Here is a 20,576-nt window from a genome sequence, read left to right on the forward strand (position 1 = left end):
TGAAGTGTCAAACGGTGTTATCGGCTTATGCCTTTGTTGGATCTTATAATCGCGGCCCACCGGGGCCACCCAAAAGGAGAGACCATGAAAACGAAGAAGTTTTACCAGGTTCTGTACTTCCAGGTGCTGTTGGCGATATCCATCGGTGTCGCGCTGGGCTACTACCTCCCCGACACCGGAGCGGCCATGAAGCCCTTGGGCGACGGCTTCATCAAGATGATCAAGATGATCATTACCCCGGTTATCTTCTGTACCGTGGTCACCGGCATCGCCGGCATGGATGACATGAAGAAGGTCGGCCGCGTGGGCGGCAAGGCGCTGCTCTACTTCGAAGTGGTCTCCACCCTGGCCCTGGGCATCGGCCTGCTGGTCATCAACGTGATCCAGCCGGGTGTGGGCATGAACGCCGACGTCACCAAGCTGGACACCAAGGGGCTCGCCACCTACACCGCCACCGCGGCCAAGTCGCACAGCTTCGCCGACTTCGCCCTGAGCATCATCCCCAGCAGCGTCGTCGACGCCTTCGCCAAGGGGGAGATCCTCCAGGTGCTCTTTTTCGCCATCTTCTTCGGCCTGGCCCTCGCCGCCCTCGGCGAGAAGGGAAAGCCGATCTACAAGTTCATCGATGACGTCTCCCACGCCCTGTTCGGGGTGGTCAACCTGATCATGAAGTTCGCTCCCATCGGCGCCTTCGGCGCCATGGCCTTCACCATCGGCAAGTTCGGCCTGGGTTCCCTCGCCAAGCTGGGCATGCTGATGGGGAGCTTCTACCTCACCTGCCTCCTCTTCATCTTCGTGGTGCTGGGCGCCATCGGCAAGGTCTGCGGTTTCAACATCTTCAAGTTCATCGCCTACATCAAGGAAGAGCTCCTGATCGTGCTGGGGACCTCCTCCTCCGAATCCGCCCTGCCGCGCATGATGGCGAAACTGGAGAACCTCGGCTGCACCAAGTCCGTGGTCGGCATGGTCATCCCGACCGGCTACTCCTTCAACCTGGACGGCACCTCCATCTACCTGACCATGGCCGCCATCTTCGTGGCGCAGGCCACCAACACCCCGCTCACCATGACCCAGACCCTGACCATCCTGGGCGTGCTGATGCTCACCTCCAAGGGGGCCGCCGGCGTCACCGGCAGCGGCTTCGTGACGCTGGCCGCGACCTTCGCCGCCATCCCCACCATCCCGGTGGCGGGCCTGGCCCTGATCCTCGGCATCGACCGCTTCATGTCCGAGGCGCGCGCCCTCACCAACCTGGTCGGCAACGGCGTCGCCACCGTGGTGGTCTCGCGCTGGGAGAACGAGCTCGACATGGAGCGCATGCACCGCGTGCTCAACAACCAGGAGATCGAGGACGAGGAGCCCGAGATGGGGCTGCTGGAGCCGGAGCCGGAGGAGGCGTAAGGCACACGTTTATCTGAGTAGCGATGATTTTACGCCAAGATGCCCATCCCCCTCTCCCTCCGGGAGAGGGCTGGGGTGAGGGCGCTGCAATAGGCAATAATTCCGCTTCGTGGCACCTCCCTCACCCGCCCTTCGGGCACCCTCTCCCGGAGGGAGAGGGCATTGCGCAAGATGATCGCTTCTGAGAAAGTTGCTGAAACGTCCCCGCCCCCCTGAGGGGGAGGGGCGCTTTCTCAGCGATAAAACATCGCTGTATCCATATTTCCGCCCCGCAAGGGGCTTTCCGAGAGAGGGCTAGCACATCGTTGCTGCTGCCCTCTTTTTTTGAACCAAAAATTGGCTGTAAAGAGGAGGATTGCATAGATGAGCAAGAAACTGGGAGCACTCGACTACCACTGCAACGGTAGAAAAGGGAAGATCGAAGTCATCGCCACCAAACCGTGCCAGACCGCGGCAGACCTGTCGCTTGCCTACTCTCCGGGGGTCGCCGAACCTTGCCTCGCCATCCAGCAAAACCCCGACGACGCCTACAAGTACACCGCCAAGGGGAACCTGGTCGCCGTCGTGTCCAACGGCACCGCGGTGCTGGGCCTGGGCAACCTGGGCGCGCTGGCCGGCAAGCCGGTCATGGAAGGGAAGGGTGTCCTCTTCAAGCGTTTCGCCGACATCGATGTTTTCGACATCGAGTTGAACACCGAGAACCCGGACGAGATCATCAAGGCGTGCCAGCTGCTGGAACCGACCTTCGGCGGCATCAACCTGGAGGACATCAAGGCGCCGGAGTGCTTCTACATCGAGGAAGAGCTGAAAAAGACCATGAACATCCCGGTCTTCCACGACGACCAGCACGGCACCGCCATCATCTGCTCGGCCGCCCTTTTGAACGCGCTGCAGCTTACCGGTAAGAAGATCGAGGACATTCGCATCGTGGTGAACGGAGCCGGTGCCTCGGCCAACTCCTGCGCCAAACTCGCCATAGCCCTCGGCGTCAAGCCCAACAACATGATCATGTGCGACACCAAGGGGGTCATCTACAAGGGGCGCACCGAAGGGATGAACAAGTACAAGGAACTCTTCGCCGCCGACACCCCGTTGCGCACCTTGGAAGAGGCGGCCAACGGCGCCGACATCCTCTTCGGCCTTTCGGTCAAGGGGGCCTTCACCCCCGAGATGGTGCGCTCCATGGCGCCTAACCCGATCATCTTCGCCATGGCCAACCCCGACCCCGAAATCACCCCGGAGGAGGCGCACGCGGTGCGCGGGGACGTCATCATGGCCACCGGCCGTTCCGACTACCCCAACCAGGTCAACAACGTGCTCGGCTTCCCCTTCATCTTCCGCGGTGCGCTGGATGTGCGCGCTACCGCCATAAACGAGGAGATGAAACTCGCCGCGGTGCATGCGCTGGCGAAGCTCGCCCGCGAGGAGGTGCCCGATTCGGTCTCCAAGGCCTACGGCAACGAGAAGTTCACCTTCGGCCCCAACTACATCATCCCGAAGCCCTTCGATCCGCGCGTCCTCCTGCACGTGGCGCCGGCCATCGCCCAGGCGGCCATGGACACCGGGGTGGCGCGCCAGCCCATCGAGGACATGGCCAAGTACATCGAACAGCTGGAATGCTCGCAGGGGCGCTCCAAGGAGATCATGCGCAGCATCATCAACAAGGCGAAGAGCGACCCCAAGAAGGTGGTCTTCCCGGAAGGTGACAACGAGAAGATCCTGCGCGCGGCCCAGACCCTGGTGGAAGAGGGTATCGCCCAGCCCATCCTGGTGGGGGACCGCAAGAAGATCCAGCAGAAGATGGACGACCTGAACCTCGACCTCGACGTCCCCATCGTCGACCCGACCGAGAGCGAGCACACCGAGGAGTACGCCGAAGAGCTGTACCGGTTGCGCCAGAGAAAGGGGATCACCAGCTCCGAGAGCAGCCGCATCATGCGCCGCAAGTCCAGGACCCACTTCGGGACCATGATGGTGCACAAGGGGCACGCGGACGCGCTTCTGGGGGGCATCGACACCCACTACCCGGAAACGATCCGCCCGGCGCTGGAGGTGCTCGGCAAGCAGGCGGGGCTTTCCAGCGTGCACGGCCTGTACATGATGGTCTTCAAGAAGGGGGTCTACTTCCTCGCCGACACCACGGTGACCATCGACCCGACCGCGGAAGAGTTGGCCGAGACCGCCATCCTCGCCGCCGAGAAGGTGGCCATGCTCGACGTGGAACCCAGGATCGCCATGCTCTCCTTCTCCAACTTCGGCTCGGTGGAGCACCCGCAGGCCAGCAAGGTGAGGCGTGCGGTGGAGCTGGTCAAGGAGCGAGCCCCGCACCTGGTCGTCGAGGGCGAGATGCAGGCGGACACCGCCGTGGTCCCTGAGCTTTTGGACGGCTTCACCTTCTCCAAGCTGAAGACCCCGGCCAACGTGCTCATCTTCCCGGACCTCAACTCGGGCAACATCTGCTACAAGCTGTTGCGCCGCCTGGGGGGTGCCGAGTCCATCGGTCCCATCCTGATGGGGATGAACAAGCCGGTGCACGTGCTGCAGCGCGGCGACGACGTGAACGACATCGTCAACATGGCTGCCATCGCCGTAGTCGACGCCCAAAACCCGTAGCTGCCGCTTGGCCTGAACGGGTCCCCCGTTCCCCTCTGTCGAGGTGGAACGGGGGATTTTTTTGTACCGGAGGAGCGGTTCGTCTACAGCGTGTTTTATTTTCGACTTTCGTCGTTTTTTTGCCTCTGCACTTCCAGATATGGCTGTATTACAATGTAACCAAATAACGTTGCCGATCACGTTCTACTGCAGCGACCCTGCTCCAGGCCCCTCCGTGCATCTCTTCTCAATCTCCTTTAAATACCGATATTTCAAACATTCGTTCGATCATCTACCAGGCTGCCGCCGGCGATTATTTCACTCATTTTTAAGCGCCTTACCTGGTCTTACCAATTTTTTTGCCAAAAAATTATAAAAGTGTTTGCCATATTTCTATCATGGGAGTATATGAGTGTTGTGCGACGTTGACCCCCGAAAAACAGCCAAAATAAAACAAGAAACGGTTAATGTTGTGCACCTGGCGGGCTTACTAAAACAAAGGCTTTAAGGAGGGAAAATGAACGTCCACGAGTACCAGGCCAAAGCGATCCTGAGAAAATTCGGCGTGCCGGTCCCGGACGGCCACGTCTGCTACAACGGCGCCAGCGCCAGGGAATGGGCCAAGCGCCTGGGCGAGGGGCCCTGGGTGGTGAAGGCCCAGATCCACGCCGGCGGGCGCGGCAAGGGGGGCGGCGTCAAGCTGGCCCGCAGTTCCAGCGAGGTGCAGATGATCGCACGCGACATGCTGGGCATGACCCTGAGGACGCACCAGACCGGGCCGGAAGGCAAAGTCGTGCACCGGGTGCTGGTGGAGAACGGCTGCAACATCGCCAACGAACTCTACGTGAGCCTCCTGGTGGACCGCGGCACCTCCCGCGTCACCGTGATGGCCTCCACCGAAGGGGGCATGGACATCGAGGAAGTGGCGGCCAACACCCCCGAGAAGATCATCACCGAGGCGGTCGATCCCCTGGTGGGGCTCACCCCGTTCCAGTGCCGCAAGATCGCCTTCAGCCTGGGACTCAAGGGAAAGCTGACCAACAAGGCGGTCAAGGTGCTTACCAATCTCTACGCCACCTTCATTGCCTGCGACTGCTCCCTGCTCGAGATCAACCCGCTGGTGGTTACCGCCGAGGGCGAGCTGATCGCCCTTGACGCCAAGTTCGGCTTCGACGACAACGCCCTGTTCCGGCACCTGCAGATCGGCGACATGCGCGACTTCGACGAGGAGGATCCCAACGAGATCGAGGCCAGCCAGCACGACCTCTCCTACATTTCGCTCAACGGCAACATCGGCTGCCTGGTGAACGGCGCCGGGCTTGCCATGGCCACCATGGACATCATCAAGCACTACGGCGGCGACCCGGCCAACTTCCTGGACGTCGGCGGCGGGGCCACCATCGAGCGCGTCACCGAGGCCTTCAAGATCATCCTCTCCGACAAGAACGTGAAGGGGATCCTGGTCAACATCTTCGGCGGCATCATGAAGTGCGACGTGATCGCCACCGGCGTCATCGAGGCGGCGCGCCAGGTCGGCATCCAGGTGCCGCTGGTGGTGCGCCTGGAGGGGACCAACGTGGAACTGGGCAAGAAGCTTCTGGCCGAAAGCGGCCTCAACATCGTAGCTGCCGACGGCATGGCCGACGGGGCGCAGAAAATAGTGGCCGCCGTCGCGGCTGCCGCCTAGGGGGGACGCCATGAGCATATTGATCGGCAAGGAGACCAAGGTCATCACGCAGGGGATCACCGGCGCGACCGGTCTGTTCCACGCGCAGGGCGCCCGCGAGTACGGCACGCAGATGGTGGGCGGGGTGACCCCCGGCAAGGGGGGGACGGTGATCGACGGCTTCCCGGTCTGGGACACCGTCGCCGAGGCGGTGCAGGCGACCGGCGCCACCGCGAGCGTCATCTACGTACCGCCGCCGTTTGCCGCCGACTCCATCATGGAGGCGGTGGACGCGGGGGTGGAACTGGTCTGCTGCATCACCGAGGGGATCCCGGTGCTGGACATGGTCAAGGTGAAGCAGTACCTGGTGGGGAAGAAGACCCGGCTGGTCGGTCCCAACTGCCCCGGCGTGATCACCCCCGGCGAGTGCAAGATCGGCATCATGCCCGGCTACATCCACAAGCCCGGGAAGATCGGCGTCGTTTCCCGCTCCGGCACGCTCACCTACGAGGCGGTCTGGCAGCTGACCTGCATCGGCCTCGGCCAGTCGACCTGCGTCGGCATCGGCGGCGACCCGGTCAACGGCACCAGCCACATCGACTGCCTGCGCCTGTTCGAGGAGGACCCGGACACCGAGGCGGTGATCATGATCGGCGAGATCGGCGGCAGCGCCGAGGAGGAGGCGGCACGCTTCGTCAAGGAGAACATGACCAAGCCGGTGGCGGCCTACATCGCCGGTGTCACCGCTCCCCCGGGCAAGAGGATGGGGCATGCCGGCGCCATCATCTCCGGCGGCAAGGGGACCGCGACAGAGAAGGTGGCGGTGCTGAAGGAGTGCGGCATCAGCGTGGCGGCGACCCCGGCCGAGATGGCCCAGGCGCTGCTCAAGGTCTACCAGCCGAAATAACAAGATAAGGAGCCACGGGGTGTGGCGGCGGAGGTCCCGATGAAAAAGAAAGACAATGCACGCTATCACGTACTCTCGGTGCGGGTCAGCCGCGAGGAGCGCGAGACCATCGAGAAGATATCCAAAGAGGTCAACATGAAGGTGTCCGACCTGATGCGGGAGGCCCTGCAGGACGTGGTCCCCTGGCAGAGCGCGTCGTAGGCAGGCCGCCGCAACAGCATTCACCGATTCAAGTAAAGAGGAGCGAGAGCATGAGCAGAAAAATGGTAACCATAGACGGCAACACCGCGGCTGCCCACGTGGCCCACGCCACCAACGAGGTGATCGCCATTTACCCGATCACCCCTTCCTCGGTGATGGGGGAGATCTCCGACGCGAAGAGCGCGGCGGGGGAGAAGAACATCTGGGGCACGGTGCCGCTGGTCTCCGAACTGCAGTCCGAGGGGGGCGCGGCCGGTGCGGTGCACGGCGCGCTGCAGGCGGGGGCGCTCACCACCACCTTCACGGCGAGCCAGGGGCTTTTGCTGATGATCCCCAACATGTACAAGATCGCCGGCGAGTTGACCTCCACGGTGTTCCACGTCTCGGCCCGGGCCATCGCCACCCAGGCGCTGTCCATCTTCGGCGACCATTCCGACGTCATGTCCTGCCGCGCCACCGGCTGGGCCATGCTCTGTTCCAACAACGTGCAGGAGGTGATGGACTTCGCCCTGATCGCCCAGGCGGCCACGCTGCGCTCCCGCATCCCGTTCCTGCACTTCTTCGACGGCTTCCGCACCTCCCACGAGGTGCAGAAGGTGGAGGCGCTCTCCCGCGACGACATGCGCGCCATGATCGACAACGAGCTGGTCAACGCGCACCGCGCCCGCTGCCTCACCCCGGACCGGCCGGTCTTGCGCGGCAGCGCACAGAACCCGGACGTCTACTTCCAGGGGCGCGAGACGGTGAACCGCTTCTACCCGGCCACCATCGGCATCGTGGAGCAGGAGATGGAGAAGTTCGCCGCTCTCACCGGGCGCAGGTACAGCGTGGTCGAGTACGCCGGCGCACCGGACGCCGAGCGGGTTGTCGTCATCATGGGTTCGGGCGCCGACACGGTGCAGGAGACCGTGGCGACCCTGAACGCGCAGGGGGAGAAGGTGGGTGTCGTGAAAATCCACCTGTACCGTCCCTTCCCGCTGGAGGCCTTCATCAAGGCGCTCCCGGCCACCGTGCGCCGCATCGCGGTGCTGGACCGCACCAAGGAGCCGGGCGCCCTGGGCGAGCCGCTCTACCTGGACGTGCGCACCGCCATCGGCGAGGGGATGGCGGCCGGCATGAGCAATTTCGTCGGCTACCCGGTCATCGTCGGCGGCCGCTACGGCCTGGGCTCCAAGGAATTCACCCCGGCCATGGCCAAGGCGGTGTTCGACAACCTGAAGGAGAACCAGCCCAAGAGCAACTTCGTGGTCGGCATCAACGACGACGTGACCGGCGCGAGCCTCGCTTACGACAGCTCCTTCAGGACCGCGATGGAAGGGACCTACGAGGCCATGTTCTTCGGCTTGGGCTCGGACGGCACCGTGGGGGCCAACAAGAACTCCATCAAGATCATCGGCGAGGCGACCGACAACTACGCCCAGGCCTACTTCGTCTACGACTCCAAGAAGGCGGGGACCATCACCACCTCGCACCTGCGCTTCGGCAAACAGCCCATCAACGCGCCGTACCTGATCGACAACGCCGACTTCGTCGCCTGCCACAACTTCACCTTCCTGGAGAAGTACGACATGCTGGGCAAGGCGAAACCCGGCGCCACCTTCCTCTTATGCTCCCCGTTCGACCACGCCGAGGTCTGGGACAAGATGCCGGTGGAGGTGCAGAAGCAGATCATCGACAAGAAGCTCAAGGTCTACACCATCAACGCCATCAAGCTCGCCGAGGAACTGGGCCTGGGCGCCCGCATCAACGTGATCATGCAGACCGCCTTCTTCAAGATCTCCGGCATCATCCCGCTCGAGAGCGCCATCGCCGAGATCAAGGGGGCCATCAAGAAGAGCTACGGCAAGGCGGGCGAGAAGGTGGTGGCCATGAACAACGCCGCCGTGGACCAGGCGCTGTTGAACATCCACGAGGTGGCCGTCCCCGCAGCCCCGTCAAGCGGCATCACCATGCCTCCGCCGGTCGGGGCGGGCGCGCCGCACTTCGTGCAGGAGGTCACCGGCCGCATCATCGCCGGCTTCGGTGACGACCTCCCGGTCTCGGCCATGCCTATCGACGGCACCTTCCCGACCGCGACCTCGCAGTACGAGAAGCGCAACATCGCGGTGGAGATCCCGGTCTGGGACGAGAAGCTCTGCATCCAGTGCGCCATCTGCTCCTTTGTCTGCCCGCACGCCGCCATCCGCGTCAAGGCCTACCCGGCCGAGGCACTGGCCGGCGCACCGGCTGGCTTCAAGTGCGCCGACTCCAAGATCGCGGAGTTGAAGGAGCACAAGGTGACCTTCCAGGTCGCCCCCGAGGACTGCACCGGCTGCGGCGCCTGCGCCCACAACTGCCCGGCCAAGGACAAGGAGAACCCGGCCCACAAGGCGCTGGACATGCAGTTCCAGCCGCCGCTGCGCGCCGCCGAGGCAGCCAACTACCACTTCTTCCTGGGGCTTCCCGACCTCGACCCGGCGCTGGTGAAACTGGATACCCTGCGCGGCAGCCAGCTGGTGCGCCCCCTGTTCGAGTACTCCGGCGCCTGCGCCGGCTGCGGCGAGACGCCGTACCTGAAGCTTCTCTCGCAGCTCTTCGGCGACCGGGCCCTCATCGCCAACGCCACCGGCTGCACCTCGATCTACGGCGGCAACCTCCCCACCACGCCGTGGGCGAAGCGTGCCGACGGGCGCGGCCCGGCCTGGTCCAACTCGCTCTTCGAGGACAACGCCGAGTTCGGCTACGGCATGCGGCTCGCGGTGGACAAGTTCAACCAGGCCGCGCGGGAACTCCTGGAGCAGCTCGTCGGCTGCGGTTGCAGCAGCTGCACCGCCATCGCGCCGCTGATGCGGGAGATCCTGGATGCAGACCAGTCGGGGCAGGCCGCCATCGAAGCCCAGCGCCTCCGGGTGGAAAAGCTGAAGGAGGCGCTTGCCGGGTGCGACGAGGAGGCCGCGGCCCAGCTTCTTCCCATCGCAGACTACCTGGTGCAGAAGTCGGTCTGGTGCGTCGGTGGCGACGGCTGGGCCTACGACATCGGCTACGGCGGCCTGGACCACGTCATCGCCTCGGGCAAGAACGTCAACATCCTGGTGCTCGACACCGAGGTCTATTCCAATACCGGCGGCCAGGCATCCAAGTCGACCCCGATCGGCGCGGTGGCGCAGTTCGCCGCCGGCGGCAAGTCCATGGCCAAGAAGGACCTGGGCATGATGGCGATGGCCTACGGCCACGTCTACGTGGCGGCCGTTTCCCTGGCCAACCCGGGGCAGGTGGTCAAGGCCTTCATCGAGGCCGAGGCCCACGACGGCCCGTCCCTGATCATCGCCTATGCGCACTGCATCGCGCACGGCATCGACATGACCCGCGGGGTGGACGAGCAGAAAAAGGCGGTCTCCTCCGGCTACTGGCCGCTGTACCGCTACAATCCGGCCCTGGCGGCACAGGGCAAAAACCCGCTGCAGCTGGACAGCAAGGCGCCCACCACCACCTTCGAGGAGTACGCAGGGGGCGAGAACCGCTACAAGGTGCTCAGGAAGATGAACCCGGAGGCGGCCGAGCAGTTGATGCAGAAGGCGAGCGCCTGGGCCGCGGACCGCTTCGACTATTACACCAAGCTCGCCGCGCTCAGCTTCGGCGAGGAAGGGAAGCAGTAGCGGCAAGTGACGTCCCCCCCCCCTCCCTTGACGGGCCTGCGCGCCGAAGCGCTTCGTCCCGCGAAGGCGGGAGGGGGGATTATGGGCAATGCTTCACAACTGCAGGACGAGACAACCAATAAGGGCCGGGGATACTTCCCCGGCCCTTTCTCGTGCCCGGGCGCCTGCGCCCCGTAGTCGGAAGGGGAGGCACCGGGTTTATGAGAAGATGAGGCGCGGCAAAAGAAAATTGACAAATGCCGCCACATGCATATTATCTTCAGCCTTGAACTGCAGATCTTGCCATTCCGGAGGGCACATGCGACGCACGACGATGGTTGCCACGGTTTTTCTCCTTGCCGCACCCGCACTTGTTTTGGGCGGCACCTACCAGTGGCGCGACGACGCCGGCACCGTTCACTTCACCGACGATTCGGACCGGATCCCGGACAAGTACCTGAAGCGTGCCAAGGAGGTGGATGGCACGCCTGCTGCGAAGCCCGCGGCAAACGCGCCGAAGCAGGAGGCGTCCCCGACAGCGTCGACAGTGAAGGGGGGCGCGATAGTTCCCGTAGACCAAAAGAGCGTGCAGCGGGAGCGGCTTGGCGCCGAACTGGCCCAACTCCGGGGGGGACTGCAGGGGAAGAAACAGGAGCTGCAGCGGCTGCATCACCGGTGGATGGTGCTCAAGGGGCGGACGCCGTCCGTGGAAGAGGCCAAGAAGTTCCAGAAAGAGCTCGCCGAGGGGAAGACCACCGACGCGAACAATCCTTACGTCAGCAAGAACCGCGTCTTTTCTACGGCCGGGGCCGCACGTGTCGCCTATGCCAAGAAGCTGGCGGAAGTGCGCGAGGACGAGGCGCGGGTGCAGCAGCTGGAGCGGGAACTCGAGGCACTTAAGTGAAATCCGTCTCCGCAGCGGGGAAGGGTGGGGCACTCCCTGCGGTCTCCAGGGACCGCATCGAGCAGCACCTGAAGTTCCTGGAGGGGGTCCGACATCCGGTGGCGGCTCCCGCCGCGCTGCAGCGTGCCTGCACCTACCTGGAAGACACCCTGCGCGCCTTGGGCTACGCCGTGGACCTGCACGGATTTGCGGATGGCGGGGAGCACTACCACAACGTGGTCGCCACCAGGCTGGGGACGCGCCGGCCGGAAAAACGGGTCCTGGTGCTGGCACATTTCGACACCGTGGCCGGTTCACCGGGGGCGGACGACAACGCAAGCGGTGTCGCGCTGCTCCTGGAGCTGGCCACCATTTTCAAGGAGTGGCGGCCGGAACTGACGCTGCAGTTCGTCGGGGTGAACCTGGAGGAGAACCCGGGCCTGGAGGAGAGCGGGGCCGGTCTCAGGGGAAGCAGTGCGCTAGCCGCATTGGCAGCGGCACAGGGGTGGGAGATCGAAGCCGTGGTGGTCCTGGAATCGGTGGCCTTCGCCGGCACTTCCGTGCCGCAAGGCGCTCCCGCAGGGGTGCCGCTGCAGGTACCCCCGCACGGGGACTTTCTGGCCGTGATCGGGAACGAGGTGTCGCAGGGGCTGGTGACGCGCTTTGCGCTGGCCGTCGAGAGCTTCCAGATCGCCCTCCCGGTGGTCCCCCTGGTGGTGCCGGGCAACGGCGAGCTCCTCCCCGATACCCGCAGGTCCGACCATGCACCCTTCTGGGATGCCGGCTACCCCGCCATCATGCTCACCGACACCACCAACTTCCGCAACCCCCACTATCACCACCCCAGCGACACCGTCGACACCCTCAACCTCTCCTTTGCACTCCGCGTCTGCCAGGCTACTGCTGCATTTCTACTCGGCCTCACCGGTTGGGAAGGCGAAGCTCCACGCTGACCTGGCTCGCCAGGGGCGCGATAGGCTGCTCGTGGCGCGCTTGCTCAAAACTGGCGTAGAGCTCTGTGCGGCGCTGTGCCAGTACCTGCAGCAACTCCTCCCGTCCCGTTCCCGGCGCCACGCGTTCCTGCACCATCTCCGCGAAAACGTCCAAATCATGCAGTTTGCCCAGCAGGTCCTGATAGCGCTTGAGGACCCGACGCAGCTGGTCGGAAGGGGACAGGCACCCGGCGGAGCCGGTCCCCTCCAGCAGCGGGGCCAGGATCTCCAGCCGGTAGCGCAGTTTCTTGAAGGCGATGCGGAGCCGGTGCTGCGCCACCGCGTCCTCTTCGTGTAGCGCGGCCGGGAAGAGTTCCTCGACCAGCTTGACCCGCTCCTCCAGCGCCCCTGCAGCATAGGGGCCTATTCCCATGAAGGGATCGACCTCATGCGGCTTGAAGGGGTTTAGCTGTTCCGCCAATCCCGCCAATTCCACTTCGAGTTTCCCCGCTCCGAAGCGGGCCAGCGACCGGGTCACTGCTTTTTGGGTTGCTTCCCGCTCCTTGGACAGTGTGCGCAGCAGATCATCGGTCGCAGCCGGGGCAGCACCGGGTTCCGCTTCAGTGAGGCCGGAGAAAAACACCAACGCCTCGTCGACGTTGCGCAATTCTCCCAGCAGGATGGTGAGCCTTTTCACCCTGCGTGACAGCCTCGCCACCTTTTTCTCCGGCAACAGGGGGGCAAAGAGCGCCAGCCCCTCGCGCAGGCGGCGCGAGGCGACGCGCAGGTCGTGCACCTCGTCCAGGTCGAACCCGCGCAGTGTGGCGCGCCAGTGGGCGAAGAATTCCTGCTGCAACATGGCAAGGAGGTGCGAAGCGGCAAACCACAGGCGTGCCGGGCGGAGTTGCGGGGAAGAAGTGCGTTCGGCGGGTGTACTCATAGCCTTCACCAGGACTGACAGCATTATAGCATGAACTCAATGAAGGATATCACTGCTGGTATTCAGGCAAGGCAGTAAACGCGCGCGCATACTTCGATGCCAGGGAGCGCAGGCTACGCCCCCTGGATCTAACGCCGTCAGTGAGGCTTGTGGATGGAGATGAGGAATTCCATTACTGCGAGGAGGTTGGTGAGTCTTCTGAACAGGATGTTCTTTTCCCGCAGGTCCTTCGTGGTCTGGAACTTTGCCATCAGTAGTTGGTATTGCTCGTGGGCCAGGTCAAAAGGTTTCATCTTTTTCAACGTACCGCTCTCCTTTGTGCGAATTTTAGATTAGACGTTTATAACTATAACGAATTAATCTGTCAAGCGATGGAGGCGAAAAAAACCGGGTATAGCGACAGTGGAAAAAAATCCATCTGAAATTGGTAAAAATTAATGATGTGCTATAGTGTGTCGGTTGTTTATCAAACTCGGGAGGCTCGTCATGAAAAGAGTATTGACCACCATCGTAACCGCGCTAGTTGCCGTATCTTTCGCTGGAATGGTCTGGGCGGCAGACACGACCGGAACCGGTTCGGGTTCCTCGGGGGGGCAGGGGACCGGCATGCCGACCGGCGCCCAGAGCGACCAGGGGAGTGCGGAAACGGCCAAGCCCAAGACCAAGACCAAGAAGAAAAGAAAGAAAAGCAGCAGGAAGACCAGGAAGCACACCAGGAAAAGCACGGGCACCGGTGTCACCGGCACCCAGCCTAACTACGGCACCCCGGCCCTGGGAGGCCCTAGCGGCACCGGTGGCATGGGCGGTACCGGCGGCGGCACTGGTGGCGGTACCGGCGGTTCGGGCACTGGCGGCGGGACCGGCGGCGGCGGATATTAATTATTTGGCAGCAGTGAAGCTCAGGGCCGCACCGAAAGGTGCGGCCTTTTTCTTGCGCCACACGTCCCCAGGGGTGCGACCAGGAGCAGTCGCACCGCATTTCGAAGGTGGGTGGGGCAAATGCCCCACTTGCTTTTCGCCTTGGGTGAAGGTCCACCTGGCCCAGCACCGTCGCCGCAGTCACCATAGCAGTGAAACGCATGCAACTCTCACTAATTACCTGCACCAGGCCCCACTGCGGTAGCGGGTGACACGTCGGGTCTTCGGTTTCGTCGCCTGCGGGTATGGCTCTTGCTGTGACAACGCTGCCCATTCATGCATTGCATCACATTTCATAAAAGGAGATTTCCATGTCTGCGTTGAAGAATTGGATCCCGGCCGCGGTGGCCGCCCTGACCCTGTGCGCGCTCCCGGGGTGCTCGGAGAAGGGGCCGACCGGCGCCCCCGTCGTCAAAGTGAACGGAACCACCATCACCAAGCCGGAACTGGACCGCGCCGTGAAGACCCTGCTGGCGCAAAACCGGGTCAGCCAGACCCTGCCGCCGGAGCAGATGAAGAAGGCAGCCGACGCCGCCCTCGAGCAGCTGACATCGGCGGAACTCCTGTACCAGGAGGGGAAGAAGCTGGAGATAAAGAACCTGGACCAGATGGTCGACCAGCAGTACCAGAAAAACCGCGCCGCTTTCCCCAGCAAGGAGGAGTATGAAAAAGCGCTGAAGGCTACCGGAATGACCGAGGCAGAGGTGCGGGAGTCGATGCGCAAGGAGATCGTGGTCAACTACTTCGTGGACAAGCAGTTCTCGGCCAAGGCCACCTGCTCGGACCAGGAGGCCAGGAAGTTCTACGACGACAACAAGGCCAAGCTGTTCCAGAAGGGGGAGCGCCTGCAGGCGAGCCACATCCTGGTGAGCGTGGACCAGAAGGGGAGCGCCGAGGAGAAGAACAAGGCCCGTGCCAAGGCGGAAGCGCTGCTGAAAAGGGTGCAAAAGGGAGAGGACTTCGCCGCGGTGGCCAAGGCGGAGTCGACCTGTCCCAGCCGCGTCAAGGGGGGAGAGTTGGGCATCTTCGGCAAGGGGCAGATGACCCCTCCCTTCGAGCAGGCGGCCTTCGCCCTCAAGCCGGGCCAGATCAGCAAGGTGGTGGAGACGGAGTTCGGTTACCACATCATCAAGCTGCAGGAGCGCATCGCTCCCTCCACCGACCGCTTCGAGGACGTCAAGTTCCAGATCGTGCAGTACCTGAAGATGGAGCAGACGCGCAAGGCCGTGGCCGCTTTCCTGACCGAACTGCGCCACAAGGCGAAGATCGAGAAGGTGTAAGCGCAGGTCTGCAGACGCAGCACGGCCCGGGGGGAAGTTCCCTCCGGGCCGTTTTATTTTGTTCAACCGGGAATTCCGGGGAAATGTTCCAGGCTCTCAGGCCCACCTAAGGCTGTCGGCGGAAGCCAGGGGTGCGCTGCTGCCGCTTACCGGCGCCTCGCACCCGTCGGGCTCCCCTTCCTTCCCCGAGTCGGAAAGGCCGAACTTCTTCATCCGGTAGCGCAGGGTATCCCGGCTCGTCTTCAGGAACTTGGCGGCCTTGGACTGGTTCCCCCCGGATTTCTTCAACGCCAGCTGGATCAGCATCTTTTCCAGTTCTTCCAGCGAGATGCCGGTGGAAGGGAGCACGATGTGCTCGCCGGCGAAGTCGGTGCTGATCACGCCCGAGGCCTCGGGGTCGAGCGGCGTCACCTTGCTCTGCTTGATCTCCGGGCTCAGGAATTCCGGGGTCAGTACCTTGCCCTGTTCCAGCATCATGAGGCGTTCCACGCAATTGCGCAGCTCGCGAACGTTGCCGGGCCAGTCGTACCTGGTCAGGTATTCCAGGGTCTCCGGCGCCGCATGGGTCACGGTTCTGCCGTACTCCTCGTTCAGGGTCTCGATGAAGTACTGCACCAGCGACTCGATGTCCTCCTTGCGGTCCCTGAGCCTGGGCAGGCAGATGTTCATCACGTTGAGCCGGAAAAAGAGGTCGCCGCGGAACTTCCCTTCCTTGACCATCTTGGGAAGGTCCTGGTGGGTAGCGGTGATGATGCGCACGTTGGCTTCCACGTCTTCCTGCCCGCCAAGCCTCCTGAAGCGCTTGGTCTCGGTCGCCTTGAGGATCTTGGCCTGCATCTGGTAGGGCATGTCCCCGATCTCGTCCAGGAACACCGACCCCCCCTCTGCCAGCTCGAAGACCCCCTTCTGGCGCCGGGAAGCGTCGGTGTAGGCCCCTTTTTCGTGGCCGAAGAGCTCGTTTTCCAGCAGGTTCTCAGGGATCGAGGCGCAGTTGACCTCGATGAAGGGGGCGTCGGCCCGGGCGCTGTGGTAGTGGATGGCCTTGGCGACCAGCTCTTTCCCGGTTCCGCTCTCGCCGGTGATCAGAACCGTCTTGGCGTCGGCATCGGCGCAGATCTTGATCATCTTGAAGACCTCGATCATCTTGTGGCTGTTGCCCACCATCTTCTCGTGGTCCGACTTCCTGCGCAGCTCGTTTCTGAAGTAGTCGACCTCCTTCTTGAGCCGTCGCTTCTCGAAGGCCCGCTCCACCACGTGCTTGACCGCCTCCAGGTTGAACGGTTTGCCGAAGTAGTCCTCCGCGCCGTCCTGCAGCGCCTGCACCGCGGAGTCCGCGTTGGCGTAAGCGGTGATCATGATGACGTACAGGTCGTCGTTGGCGGCCTTGAAGCGCTTCAAGAGTTCCAGGCCGCTGGTGTCGGGAAGGCAGATGTCCAGCATGACCAGGTCCGGCTTGAAGCTCTCGAATTTCTGCATGGCCTCTGCACCGGACGCCGCCGTGTCCACCTCGTAACCGTCCTTTTTAAGACTGGCGGCGAGGGACCAGGAGATCAGCTTTTCGTCGTCGACGACCAAGATCCTGTTTTTACTCATGGTGAACGTTCCTTCCTGGACCTGCTGCGGGAGAGTCCGCACTTTCTCGGTAGGCTGAGACCGGTGTCGGCCAAGACCCGGGGAGGCTCCCCGTGCCGGTCAGCAGGCGGCTGAACTTTATCATGTATTTAATAATTTGTGTATTGTTTTTTTGGAATATATCGCCCGGCCACGGCAGCCCGGGCTATTATCACTGCAGCACACCCCGGGGCCCCTCACCCACTTTTGCTGGGTTATTTCACCCAGTTTTGAGGCATTTCCCCCACCGGTTGGGCTGCCGCGGCAGAATCCGCGCATTTTGCGGGGCCTCGTCACTTTTTTCTCCCGCTTGCGTGATTTGACGCAGGCCAATGGGGCTTTTCCAACACTTTGCCCACTCAGGACGCGACCCAGCCCCCGACCTGTGCCTTTCCGGCATCGGGGGGGCTGGCCGGGAGTGCATGGGGCAAATGACCAACTTCCGGCGTCTTAGCGCGCTGCCGGTGCGGCTTCAAGGGGGGGAGGCGGTTTGTTTCCCTTTTTCCCACCGGCCAATGCGCCATCAGGGCAAATGAAGCTAGCAGGATGCGTGCCGAGCCTCAGGCGCGCTGACGCCCGCTCCCCTCCGGTCCCGCCGTCCCCCCCCGCTCCGTGGCGCGCTGCCACCAGCATTGCACCATCTGGCAAGTAATATGCATAAGGAAAAACGAATTTAACATGAAAGGAAGTTGTCATGAAATTGCGGCAGCTGTTGTTATGGGTCTCCATGGTGGTCGCCGTCGGCGTCGGGCGGGGGTACGGGTACGACGGTACCGATCTGAAGGAGATAAAAAAACTGGCGGAGCAGGGCAACCCCGAAGCCCAGATGAAACTCGGGGTGATGTACTCTTCCGGGGTCGGGGTCCCGCTGGACAAGCAGGAGGGGGTCAAGTGGTACCAGAAGTCGGCGCAGCAGGGGTATGCGCCGGGGGAGTGGAACCTTGCCTTCATCTATATCAGGGGCGAGGTGGTGCCCCAGGATTTCAAAAGGGCCTTCGAACTGCTGCAGCATGCGGCCGATGCCGGCTATGACAGCGCGCAGTACGACCTGGGCATGATGTACCTGCAGGGGCTCGCCGTGCCGGCCCCCGACCAGGAGAAGGCGGAGGTCTGGTTCCGCCGGGCGGCCGCCCAGGGGAACCGGGAGGCCAAGAAGATGCTGAGGGAACTGGCAGCGAACCAGTGACCCCAGCGGCCGGTCCCGAGAAGAAAACGTTTCCAGGAGTCACCATGCCCAACATATTCGAACCTCAAAATGCGCCGACGGAACTCTCCCGCGCCTGCTTCGATTTCAGCCACGTCGCCGGTGAACTCGAGGAGAGCCGCAAGAGGCTGAGCGCCGTCTTCGATACCGTCCAGGTCGGCATCGTCATCATCGACGCCGAGACCCACACCATCGTCGACGCCAACCCCAAGGCGTTGGAGATGATCGGCGACGGCAAGGAAGCGGTGGTCGGCTCGGTCTGTCACTGCTTCATCTGTCCCGAGCAGAGCGGGCACTGCCCCATCACCGACCACGGACAGCGCATCGACAACGCGGAACGGCAGCTGCTTAGGCCCGGCGGCGACTCCATCACCATCGTGAAAACGGTGGCGCGGGTGAAGCTGTACGGGCGCGACCACCTGATCGAGAGCTTTTTGGACATCAGCGACAGGAAACGCGCCGAGGAGGAACTGCGGCACAGCGAGGAGCGCTACCGCGACATCCTGGAAAACGCCAACGACCTGATCCAGAGCGTGGATGCCAAGGGGAACTTCATCTACGTGAACAACGCCTGGAAGAGGACCTTGGGCTACTCCGACCAGGACCTCGCCTCGATGAACATCTTCGACGTGATCAAGCCCTGCTGCCAGAGCCACTGCGCCACCATGTTCGACCAGTTGAAGAGCGGCGCCAGGATCCCCCGGGTCGAGGTGGAGTTCCTCGCCAAGGACGGGCGCAGCATCATCCTCGAGGGGAGCATAAACTGCAACACCAGCGACGGGCAGATCAGCACCAGGGGGGTCTTCCGCGACATCACCGAACGCAAGCAGATGGAAGCCGAACTGACGCAGAGCGAGGACCGTTACCGCAAGCTGTTCGAGAACGCGCCCGAAGCGATCCTGGTGCAAAGCGGCGGCCGCTACCTCTGCGCCAACAAGCAGGCCTGCCAGTTGCTCGGCGTGGAGCGCCCCGAGGAAGTGGTGGGGCAGTCTATCTTTTCGTTCGTCCATCCCGACTACCACGCCATGGTGCTCGAGCGCATCCAGCGCATTCAGGACACGGGAGAGCCGTCGCCGCTGCGTGAACAAAAGATCGTGCGGAAAGACGGCGCCGTCATCGACGTGGAGGCGGTGTCCACCGGCATAGTCTTTCAGGGGCAGGACGCCATCCAGGTCATCATCCGGGACATCACCGAGAGAAAGCAGGTGGAGGAACAGCGCCGGGAGCTGAACAGCCGCCTCGAGAAGATGGTGGAGGAGAAGACCCGGCACCTGAAGGAGGCCCAGGCCAAGCTGATCCAGTCCGAGAAGATGGCGACCCTGGGCGAGGTCATTGCGGGCGCGGCCCACGAGCTCAACAACCCGCTGGCGGGGATCCTGGGTGCCATCCAGATGCTGCGCAGCTCCGCGCTGGCCCACCCCATCGACCCCGAGCTGATGGAGGGGATCGACGTCCTGGAGAGTATCGAGAGCGCCGCGGTGCGCTGCCAGAAGATCGTCGAGGACCTGGTCCGCTTCACCACCCAGGCGCGTTGCAATTTCAGCGACATGGACATCAACGAGGTGCTCAGGGACACCCTGGAGATCATGTCCGGCCCCTTCGAGGAGCAGAAGGTCAAGGTAAAGCTGCAACTGGACCCGGAGGTGCCCCGCATCGAGGGGGACTTCGTCAAGTTGCTGGAGGTCTACGTGAACCTGCTGCAAAACGCGAAAAGCGCCCTCCCCAACGGCGGCAGGATCGACATCAGCACCGGCCTGGTGAAGAAGTACGGGGAGCCGCTGCAGGTCTCGGTGGTGATCCGGGACAACGGCTGCGGCATCCCGCTCCAGAACCTGGCCAAGATCTTCGATCCCTTCTTCACCACCAAGCCGGCGGGGAAGGGACCCGGGCTGGGCCTTACCGTCTGCTACGGCATCGTCAAGCGTCACGGCGGGGACATCGACGTGCGCTCCACCGTGGGCAAAGGGACCGAGGTGACGGTCACCGTTCCGGTGCGGCAGCATAAAGGGGCAACCAACCAGGCTTCCTGACCCCGGCAGGGGCGGCGCCTGTCCTGGCCGCCCAACCTGAGGTTGATTTCATTTGACATTTCCCTTCCCATCTGGTTAAACCTTCTACGCGGTGACAAGGGCAGCGAACGGCTGCCGGAGACAATCGGGAAGGGGCGCTCTGCCTGGCCCGAAGCGCGCAGAACGGACAGCACCGGAAAAAGATAGACGATAATACTAAACCATCCGCGAGGATGGGACGGAAAGCCCAAGGGTCTCCCTGAGACAGCCGGGTTGCCGAAATATCTAGCAGACCTCAGCTAAGATACCGGCAACCCGTTTTTTTATGCCCGCTTCTAATGATACTTCCCCAAGCTTGAGCCCTGCCGGCGTGCCGGCGGGACCGGCCACGCCTGCTCCCTTCCCATCGCCTTTTTGT

Annotated in this window: 15 protein-coding genes and 1 riboswitch; of the genes, 12 read left to right on the forward strand and 3 right to left on the reverse strand. The window is 63.0% G+C overall.

Features of this window, described 5'->3' with window-relative positions; all coding sequences use genetic code 11:
* The first annotated feature begins 84 nt into the window (after positions 1 to 84).
* The 8 genes from H7687_RS12215 (at position 85) to H7687_RS12250 (ending at position 12,217) form a co-directional block, all read left to right on the forward strand.
* On the forward strand, positions 85 to 1,401 hold the full coding sequence (locus tag H7687_RS12215; protein WP_183347714.1) for a dicarboxylate/amino acid:cation symporter: 1,317 nt from the start codon (positions 85 to 87) through the stop codon (positions 1,399 to 1,401).
* A gap of 363 nt (positions 1,402 to 1,764) precedes the next feature.
* Positions 1,765 to 4,014 carry an NADP-dependent malic enzyme gene (locus tag H7687_RS12220; RefSeq protein WP_183347716.1) on the forward strand — a complete coding sequence of 750 codons (2,250 nt, stop codon included), beginning with the start codon at positions 1,765 to 1,767 and terminating at the stop codon, positions 4,012 to 4,014.
* 496 nt (positions 4,015 to 4,510) lie between these two features.
* Positions 4,511 to 5,680 (forward strand): ADP-forming succinate--CoA ligase subunit beta, encoded by a 1,170-nt coding sequence (sucC, locus tag H7687_RS12225; protein WP_183347718.1) that lies wholly within the window; start codon positions 4,511 to 4,513, stop codon positions 5,678 to 5,680.
* A 10-nt stretch (positions 5,681 to 5,690) separates the two neighbouring features.
* Entirely contained in the window at positions 5,691 to 6,566 is an 876-nt protein-coding gene (gene sucD, locus H7687_RS12230; protein WP_183347720.1) for a succinate--CoA ligase subunit alpha, read from the forward strand.
* 39 nt (positions 6,567 to 6,605) lie between these two features.
* Positions 6,606 to 6,767: a DUF6290 family protein gene (locus H7687_RS12235; protein WP_183347722.1), complete on the forward strand. Its 162-nt coding sequence runs from the start codon at positions 6,606 to 6,608 to the stop codon at positions 6,765 to 6,767.
* Positions 6,768 to 6,817: 50 nt separating this feature from the next.
* Positions 6,818 to 10,402 carry a pyruvate:ferredoxin (flavodoxin) oxidoreductase gene (gene nifJ / locus H7687_RS12240; RefSeq protein WP_183347724.1) on the forward strand — a complete coding sequence of 1,195 codons (3,585 nt, stop codon included), beginning with the start codon at positions 6,818 to 6,820 and terminating at the stop codon, positions 10,400 to 10,402.
* Positions 10,403 to 10,700: 298 nt separating this feature from the next.
* Positions 10,701 to 11,285 carry a DUF4124 domain-containing protein gene (locus H7687_RS12245; protein ID WP_183347725.1) on the forward strand — a complete coding sequence of 195 codons (585 nt, stop codon included), beginning with the start codon at positions 10,701 to 10,703 and terminating at the stop codon, positions 11,283 to 11,285.
* The gene (locus H7687_RS12250; protein WP_183347727.1) at positions 11,282 to 12,217 is read left to right on the forward strand and encodes a M28 family peptidase; all 936 of its coding nucleotides are present in this window, start codon (positions 11,282 to 11,284) and stop codon (positions 12,215 to 12,217) included. Before H7687_RS12245 ends, H7687_RS12250 begins: the two co-directional genes overlap by 4 nt.
* On the opposite strand, the gene H7687_RS12255 is transcribed toward H7687_RS12250, so the two are convergent.
* Both H7687_RS12255 and H7687_RS12260 read right to left on the reverse strand, forming a co-directional pair.
* Positions 12,186 to 13,136 (reverse strand): CHAD domain-containing protein, encoded by a 951-nt coding sequence (locus H7687_RS12255; RefSeq protein WP_183347729.1) that lies wholly within the window; start codon positions 13,134 to 13,136, stop codon positions 12,186 to 12,188. The two genes, H7687_RS12250 and H7687_RS12255, sit on opposite strands and share 32 nt — an antisense overlap.
* 137 nt (positions 13,137 to 13,273) lie before the next feature.
* Positions 13,274 to 13,438, reverse strand: a complete 165-nt coding sequence (locus H7687_RS12260) for a hypothetical protein (RefSeq protein ID WP_183347731.1) — start codon at positions 13,436 to 13,438, stop codon at positions 13,274 to 13,276.
* 184 nt (positions 13,439 to 13,622) lie between these two features.
* On the opposite strand from H7687_RS12260, the gene H7687_RS12265 reads away from it, so the two are divergent.
* Positions 13,623 to 14,015: a hypothetical protein gene (locus tag H7687_RS12265; RefSeq protein WP_183347733.1), complete on the forward strand. Its 393-nt coding sequence runs from the start codon at positions 13,623 to 13,625 to the stop codon at positions 14,013 to 14,015.
* 350 nt (positions 14,016 to 14,365) lie between these two features.
* On the forward strand, positions 14,366 to 15,334 hold the full coding sequence (locus H7687_RS12270) for a peptidylprolyl isomerase (RefSeq protein ID WP_183347735.1): 969 nt from the start codon (positions 14,366 to 14,368) through the stop codon (positions 15,332 to 15,334).
* A gap of 96 nt (positions 15,335 to 15,430) precedes the next feature.
* On the opposite strand, the gene H7687_RS12275 is transcribed toward H7687_RS12270, so the two are convergent.
* A complete protein-coding gene (locus H7687_RS12275) occupies positions 15,431 to 16,927 on the reverse strand; it encodes a sigma-54-dependent transcriptional regulator (RefSeq protein WP_183347737.1) in 1,497 nt (498 codons plus the stop codon).
* A 712-nt stretch (positions 16,928 to 17,639) separates the two neighbouring features.
* On the opposite strand from H7687_RS12275, the gene H7687_RS12280 reads away from it, so the two are divergent.
* Entirely contained in the window at positions 17,640 to 18,131 is a 492-nt protein-coding gene (locus H7687_RS12280; protein WP_183347739.1) for a tetratricopeptide repeat protein, read from the forward strand.
* A gap of 44 nt (positions 18,132 to 18,175) precedes the next feature.
* On the forward strand, positions 18,176 to 20,179 hold the full coding sequence (locus H7687_RS12285) for a PAS domain-containing sensor histidine kinase (RefSeq protein ID WP_183347741.1): 2,004 nt from the start codon (positions 18,176 to 18,178) through the stop codon (positions 20,177 to 20,179).
* A 184-nt stretch (positions 20,180 to 20,363) separates the two neighbouring features.
* A riboswitch (cyclic di-GMP riboswitch) is annotated at positions 20,364 to 20,439 on the forward strand.
* Positions 20,440 to 20,576: the final 137 nt, after the last annotated feature.

Origin of the sequence: Geomonas paludis, from assembly GCF_014193585.1 — a bacterium.
In the GTDB taxonomy this organism is placed as follows: Bacteria; Desulfobacterota; Desulfuromonadia; order Geobacterales; family Geobacteraceae; genus Geomonas; species Geomonas paludis.